Below are 7,148 nucleotides of genomic sequence, written 5' to 3'. Positions count from 1 at the left end.
TCCATTTCCCCTGGCTCTCATCCCGACGCTCACCAAGCACGGGTAGAGCGCGGGGCTTCCCGCCGAGAAGCTAAATAGGTCGGCCTTTACTTTTGCTTCGCGCAAACACTCAAATAGGGTTGAGAAATTGCCCCCTTCCCCCTGGCGGCGAGATTGCCCCCTTGCCTGTTCTAGGCAGAACTGTAGTTTTGTTAACAAAATGGCGATCGGTTCGCGCAAAGCGCTATTATTAACCTGAAATCAATTACTGTGACCAGGGAGCTATGGGTGAAGCAAAGCGTCGTAAAGCAGCACTGGGAGATAAATATGGCCAAGAGCCATATATCTTGCCCTGGCTGCCGATTACTAAAAGCCAATCACAACAGTTTATGACCTGGACAACCCGAGGCGCTTGGATTGGTATTGGCTTATTAATCGTAACTTGGTTAACCGTTCGCTTACTCGGTCCTGCCTTTGGTTGGTGGCAAGTGAACTAAAGCACTCAGTAATCACCGAACGGCACACCCGAGAAGCAACCCTTGCGGCACCCAACCTTTCACCGACGTTGCGGTGCCGCTAAGTCTTTTTTTGTCCTTTCTCAATTGGCAGTTAATGACATAACTTTCTAATCAATCTCATAAGAATTCCCAATCAAAAGCACCCCGTGCATCCTTCGCAAAGGTGGAAAGCTAGATTCACGCCGTGCTTTTTTTCTCGGGTTTCGGACATTCTTCGTGGAGAAGTTACATTCTCCGGAATCCCTCAATCCTCCAATGAATCTAGGAGTGAAAAATCAACTTTATGTCCCAACGGATACGATCTGCCAAAAGCAGATGGGATTAAATACTTCTAATTCACCGCGCGGCGATTTGCCAGTGGAGAATGGGAACCATAGCTAAGATACTATCCTCAAAAGGAGGTAGAATATTAAGAAAACATTAAAAAGTTCTACAATTGTGGTGTGATTATAGGAGAACCGTTGTGTTTATTAGACTAGCCGAACAGCACAGAGAATTCGTTAAAGATTTGGTAATGAACCTGCAAGCCCTGGCGATCGTGCTAGAGCGTCGGGGATTTCTCGCATCCTGCTACACCTGTGGGGGGCAGATGAATAGCGCCTCGTTTATGGTGAGCTTGGGAGAAGACCATCTGATCCGCTTTTTGGTGTCGGATTACGGGATTACCTGGACGGAAATGCGCGACGATCGCGAACTGATGAAGCTCGAAGGGGCAGAAGCGATCGCCCAACTGCAAGAACTGGCAAATTTAGTCAAACATCAAATGAAAACCACAGACGAAGAGTCTGACTTGGCGGAAGAAAGCGTCAATCATCAGCCCGCATAAGCCCCGTACATGAGGATCCACAAATCCGGCGCGAATCTCCAGTGGTCGATCTGGAGAAAATCGCGTTAATCGCAAATATCCCGGGAGTTTCATGGGTCAGAGAAAATGTTACCCTAGAACAGAGGGAGTACAAACGCCATCCCAGGGCTTGGCCAGACGGATGCAAACCGAAAGGCTCGACTTCCCGTGAAATCCAGAAGCTCGCGACCCTGGCAATGGTCTATCCCCTCTGAAGGTTCCTTTAGGACTCTGGAACGGGCAGCGAAAGCGCCCCGACCGAGCATTATTCTAATTAAAGATATGACTGCCCTAGAAACAACTTGGGAACATCATTATATTGAAACCAACCGGATCCGCCTGCACTGCGTGACCCAAGGAGAGGGAGAACTGGTTCTTCTCCTACACGGATTTCCGGAATTTTGGTACTCTTGGCGCTATCAGATTCCGGCACTTTCTCGATATTTTAAAGTGGTAGTGCCGGATTTACGCGGCTACAACGATTCGGATAAGCCGGAGAATGGCTACGATCTCGATACCCTCAGTGCGGATATTAAAGGTCTTATAGAGAATTTAGGCTACGTTAAAGCCCATATCGTGGGGCATGATTGGGGGGGCGCGATCGCTTGGCATCTGGCAGAAAAGTGTCCCAACAGCTTAGAACGGTTGGCGATTCTCAACGCGCCTCACCCCTACCAGTGGTTGCATGAAATGTCAAGTAATTTGGATCAACTGCGCCGCAGTTGGTATGTGTTGGCGTTTCAGGTTCCCGGAATCCCGGAATGGCTGATTCACCAAAACTTGAAGGATTTTGTCAAGAAAGTGTTTCAGGAACAAGCCATTCGCAAAGGGGCGTTTACCTCGGAACTGACGAAGATTTATCAAGAGGCCCTGGAAAAGCCCGGAGTCCTCTCGGCGGCAATTAATTATTATCGACAACTCATGTCGCCGCAAAGTTGGTTGCACAATTGGGGGCGATCGCCCATACCCGTCACCGTCCCTACCCTGGTACTGTGGGGGGAAGAAGATTCCTTTTTGAGCAATAAATTTACCGAAGGACTCGATCGCTTAGTGAAAGCGCCGTTTAAACTCAAATTAGTGCCGCACTGCGGTCACTGGATCCAGCAAGAAGTCCCCTATTTGGTGAATCGCGAATTAATTAACTTCCTGCGCCAGTCCTCAAACGAGAAATAACTTCAAATCGGCTAGCGCCGACACTCCTCCCCCGCCGCCCCCATCGGCGGGCTAGTTGTTTTGCCCTTCACTTTTCCCCGTTTCTTCTGTAGGATGGACAATCCTACAATACTACCAGAGCAATTACCAATTAAGGAAGAAACCTCAAATTCAGCAAAATTCACCTTCTTGTAACCGGCCAATTTCCCAGAGCATATTTCGCCTTGCATTCTCCTCATAGCGCTCCAACATTGGTTTAGTATAATAGATTTTATCCCGCTGCAACAACTGTTGTAAAACCTGCATTCTACCCTGGCAATACTCCGCATCTGAAACCCAAGAATATTCGCGTTTAATGCCATTGGCATAAAATTGATAGTCGGCATCCTCTGCCCCTAAAATCGATAAATCCGCATCAATCAAAATTTGACTGTCGATATCATGGGCGGCGACTTGATGATGTTGGGTATGCAAAATCATCCGAGTCACTGCATCGATAGTCGATCGCGGTATCTGTAATTGAGTCAAACATTTTTCCGCATACTCGGCGCTTTTTTCCTCATTATCTCGGGCGGTGGTATCGTAAATCGCATCGTGGAACCAGGCGGCAAATTGAATTGCCGTCAAATCCTGTGCTAGAGGTTGCAAATCCTCAACCATGTCTAACACGCGCTGAACGTGTCCGAGATTGTGGTAATGACGGTCCTTGCTGCAATAGGTACTCACCAACTCAAACAAGATTTTTTTGCCCACCTTTGGCGGAACTTGAAACGGGTGCAGCAAAGAATCCCAGCTTGATTTTAGACCCAATCCATCCACATACCCCATGATGTACCTAATCAGCCGACCCACTTACAGTTAGTTTTTTCTTAGGCAATGTTTATCGTCTTACTACAATTCTGGTTCGCTTGTCAATGTTTGGATTAGCGGTGCAATTGCTGTACCCGGGAGAGACGATCGCACCGCGATTAGGCGATGAGAGGGCGATCGCGCCATCACTGGAGTGCCGGCGGGGCGCGCCGATGCTTCCCCTACCTACAGCCCTAGAGAAAACCCTCGCGATCGCTTCTATGTTATGGTAGAGATTTCATCGATGAAAACTTGCATTCAAGGCTACCATGTTCAAAAAAGAACTCTGGCTTCCCCATGATTTTACCAATCACTTTTATCACGGTTCTATCCATAACTTAGTTTTTCTCGACCTAGAGTTTTTTCCCCTTTACTTAAAATCGCAAAAAGTCGAGCAGAGAATTTTTGGCTATACCTTGACTCGGCTTGTGGAAGACCCCAAACAACAGTATATCAAAATTCAGTTAATCGAAAACATCCCGGAAGAAAAACCCCTGATTCAAGAAATTTTTCAAGACATCAAAATCTTAGAAAACAAAGTTTTCATCGGCTTTAATATTATCCACAGCGATTTGTACTGCTTGCACAAAAGAGCTAAAGCCCTCAAACTCAAACCCACTTGCCAGCATCCGTTGGTATTTGACTTGTACGACCCCAAACAATCGCGCTATCGCGGGGGATTAAATGGTTTATTTGAATACCTCGACATCAACATCGACAAACAAATTAACGGCATGTACATTCGGCGCAATGCCAAACGAGTCTTCGCCCAAAAACCTCGGGCGAGCGATATTTTAAACACCATTTATGAATATTGCCTGGAAGATGCAAAAAATTACTTCCATATCATTTCAAACTGGCATTATAAATTTGAACGAGTTAATTCAGAGCGTTTCATTCATTTCCAGTTTAAAAGCAAAAAGCGGCGGCGGCGGCGGTGAAATTAACGGTTCCCCTCGCGGTTTTAGAGGAACCGTTAATTGATTTTAAAACGCCTCTATCCCTTCAAACTGCTTCGTTTTCATTGCATTTGCCGCTTCGCCACAGGTGCGCGGGGTGGGGAATAACTTCTCCGGATTTGCCAATCCCTTGGGATTAAACACTTGGCGCACCCATTGCATGGTTTCCAAATCCACCTCATTAAACATGTCGCTCATGTAGCATTTCTTGTCGGAACCAATGCCATGTTCTCCCGTCAAACTACCCCCAACTCGCACGCAGATTTTGAGGATTTCCCCGGCGAGTTCTTCCACTTCTTCTAATGCACCGGGAATTGAATTATCGTAAAGCACTAAGGGATGTAAATTCCCATCGCCCGCGTGAAAAACATTCGCCACGCGATAGCCATATTTGGCGCTCAATTCCTCAATTTCTTTCAATACCGAAGGCAACTGAGTGCGCGGAATTACCCCATCTTGCACGTAGTAATCCGGACTTAAATGACCCGCTGCAGCAAACGCCGCTTTGCGACCTTTCCATAATTTTAACCGCGTTTCGGCGTCGCTGGCGGTGGTGATATTGCGCGCGCCATTCTGCCTGCAAATTGCCGCCACGCGCTCTTTGTTGGTGTTGACTTCTACTTGCAATCCGTCAATTTCCACCAGCAAAACAGCGGTAGCATCCCGGGGATAACATCCCGTCGCCACCACATCTTCCACAGCGTTAATGCTCAGGTTATCCATCATTTCCATGCCCGCCGGAATAATCCCGGCGCTGGTAATGTCGGAAACTGCTGCACCAGCATCTTCTATACTGGTAAAATCGGCTAATAAGACGCATACCGCTTCCGGTGCTTTGAGAATCCGAAGGGTGATTTCGGTGGCAATTCCCAAGGTGCCTTCAGACCCGACAAATATTCCGGTTAAATCGTATCCGGGCATTTCGGGAATTTCGCCGCCGATTTCTTTGATGGAACCGTCGGGCAAGACGATTTTTAATCCCAATACATGGTTGGTGGTGACGCCGTATTTGAGACAGTGAACGCCGCCGGAATTTTCGGCAACATTGCCACCAATGGAGCAGATAATTTGACTGGAAGGATCCGGGGCGTAGTAAAATCCAGCACCGCTGACGGTTTGAGTGACCCAGTTATTAATGACTCCCGGTTGCACCACGACGCGCTGATTTTCTAAGTCAACTTTCAGCACTTTTCGCATTAAGGCGGTGACGATTAATACGCAGTTTTCTAGGGGTAAGGCACCTCCGGATAATCCGGTTCCCGCGCCGCGCGCTACCCAGGGAATTTCGTGGCGATCGCAAATTTTTATCGCTTCGGAAACTTGTTCCGTGGTGCGCGGTAATACTACTAAACCGGGGCGTTGTCGATAGCTGGTTAATCCGTCGCATTCGTAGGTGAGTAACTCTTCTTTGCGCCGCACTACGCCATCTTTGCCCACCACTTGCTCGAATTCTTTAATTATCGGTTTCCAGTTTCTTTGTTGGGTTTTTTCTTGGGTTAGCATGGGTTATTTTCCTCGGATTTACTGGATGTTTTATCTGTTTTTTGAATGTCTCGATTGAACCCCCGGGTTTCTGACTCTATTTTTGGTTAATTCAAGATTGGGTTTAAAAAACCAGTTTCTCGCTGCAACCACACCGATGCGCTTACATTGCTTTTGCCACTGACATGGGATTGGCAAGAATAGAGTCAGCCGAAAATTCCTCCCGGCGGGCAATATCCCAGCTCAATAGCTGAATGCCATTGCCAAAACTCGGTTCGGCTGTAATCGAAGGGGATAACTGCAATATTTCACATTCCGGATGCGCCGCGACAAAATCTGATTGCGCTTGTTGCACGCTTTTCCAATTGGAGTTATTCACGATAATCAAGGCGCGATCGCTCAAACAATGCCGGATTAATAGCAATCCCATCAGTTGCGATCGATAGTCGTAAGCACAATCATAAAAGTACGTGCCAATTTTTGGCCGGAGTTTTACTTCGCGCAATTCTAGCAAAAATTTTTCAAAGTCTTGATTGTAAAACGAAACCCGGTTTTCTAAATTGAATTTTTTTAAATTTTCTAACAGATTTGATAAACTGTCACTCGCTTCGTCTAATTCGGAAAAGTTATCCACCGCATAAGCTTTGCGATCGCCGTTATCCAGTAGCGCGCCAATTAAACTCGACCCCTGATAGGTGCCAATTTCGCAATACAGTTCCTCTGCTTCCATGCAAGACACAGCACAGTTGAGCAACTGCATCACGTTGGGAGTGGTCATCCCTTGCACGCGATCGAGTGCTTTTTGGAATTTTTCGGTTTTCGGTCGAACCGACTCTTCTCCCCAGTTTTCATATAAATCAGTCAGCTTGTCGATAAACCTTTGATAATCCATTTTTCCCTTTAGATGCGTTCCGTTTGCGTTGGGCGATTGGCTGTCTTTGAATTTAACATAAATTGAGATATAGCAGTTCTCATCTGGATGAAGTAGAGAATTTTTCACCTCGGAGGTGCCAACGCGGTTGAGACTCTTCGGCTGCTTACCCCATCAAGAAAGAAACCTGCTCTATTTCACCACCGCCACTCCAAGGTTGGAAAAACTGTACCGACAGCACAATGGTTTTTTCGCCGCCACCACGCCATCGGTGGAAAGAAACTATACCGATAAGCGGAATAGTTTTTCCCCACCACCACGCCATCGGTGGAAAGAAACTGTACCGACAGGAGAATAGTTCTTTCTCCACCACCACGCCATCAGTGGAAAGAAACTGTACCGATAAGCGGAATAGTTTTTCTCCACCACCACTCCAACTCTGGAATAAGCGGAATAGTTCTTTCTCCACCACCACTCCAAGGCTGGAAAGAAAC

General features: G+C 47.1%; 9 protein-coding genes. 5 read left to right on the top strand and 4 right to left on the bottom strand.

What is annotated here, in order from left to right; translation table 11 throughout:
* Positions 1-263: 263 nt before the first annotated feature.
* From LKK83_RS18875 to LKK83_RS18865, 3 genes are all read left to right on the top strand, one after another.
* Positions 264-476, top strand: coding sequence for a DUF2839 domain-containing protein (locus tag LKK83_RS18875; protein ID WP_324632826.1), 213 nt, complete (start codon positions 264-266; stop codon positions 474-476).
* Between the two features lie 484 nt (positions 477-960).
* Positions 961-1,323, top strand: coding sequence for a DUF1815 family protein (locus tag LKK83_RS18870; RefSeq protein WP_324632825.1), 363 nt, complete (start codon positions 961-963; stop codon positions 1,321-1,323).
* 300 nt (positions 1,324-1,623) lie between these two features.
* Positions 1,624-2,514, top strand: a complete 891-nt coding sequence (locus LKK83_RS18865; RefSeq protein WP_324632823.1) for an alpha/beta fold hydrolase — start codon at positions 1,624-1,626, stop codon at positions 2,512-2,514.
* A gap of 150 nt (positions 2,515-2,664) precedes the next feature.
* On the opposite strand, the gene LKK83_RS18860 is transcribed toward LKK83_RS18865, so the two are convergent.
* Positions 2,665-3,345: an HD domain-containing protein gene (locus LKK83_RS18860; RefSeq protein WP_324632822.1), complete on the bottom strand. Its 681-nt coding sequence runs from the start codon at positions 3,343-3,345 to the stop codon at positions 2,665-2,667.
* A 62-nt stretch (positions 3,346-3,407) separates the two neighbouring features.
* Between LKK83_RS18860 and LKK83_RS18855 the strand changes: the two genes are divergently transcribed.
* Both LKK83_RS18855 and LKK83_RS18850 read left to right on the top strand, forming a co-directional pair.
* Positions 3,408-3,575 (top strand): hypothetical protein, encoded by a 168-nt coding sequence (locus LKK83_RS18855; protein ID WP_324632821.1) that lies wholly within the window; start codon positions 3,408-3,410, stop codon positions 3,573-3,575.
* A gap of 36 nt (positions 3,576-3,611) precedes the next feature.
* Entirely contained in the window at positions 3,612-4,283 is a 672-nt protein-coding gene (locus tag LKK83_RS18850; protein ID WP_324632820.1) for a ribonuclease H-like domain-containing protein, read from the top strand.
* A 45-nt stretch (positions 4,284-4,328) separates the two neighbouring features.
* Here LKK83_RS18850 and glcD read toward each other — a convergent pair whose 3' ends face one another.
* The 3 genes from glcD to LKK83_RS18835 all read right to left on the bottom strand — a co-directional run.
* Complete coding sequence (gene glcD, locus LKK83_RS18845; protein ID WP_324632819.1) at positions 4,329-5,804, bottom strand: glycolate oxidase subunit GlcD; 1,476 nt, start codon at positions 5,802-5,804, stop codon at positions 4,329-4,331.
* A 142-nt stretch (positions 5,805-5,946) separates the two neighbouring features.
* Positions 5,947-6,675 carry a class I SAM-dependent methyltransferase gene (locus LKK83_RS18840; RefSeq protein ID WP_324632818.1) on the bottom strand — a complete coding sequence of 243 codons (729 nt, stop codon included), beginning with the start codon at positions 6,673-6,675 and terminating at the stop codon, positions 5,947-5,949.
* A gap of 145 nt (positions 6,676-6,820) precedes the next feature.
* Positions 6,821-7,148, bottom strand: a 328-nt coding sequence (locus tag LKK83_RS18835) for a hypothetical protein (protein ID WP_324632817.1), incomplete at its 5' end; no start/stop codon positions are given.

This window comes from Phormidium sp. CCY1219 (genome assembly GCF_035615515.1).
Classification (GTDB): Bacteria; Cyanobacteriota; Cyanobacteriia; order Cyanobacteriales; family Laspinemataceae; genus CCY1219.
This window is presented reverse-complemented; position numbering and strand designations above follow the sequence as displayed.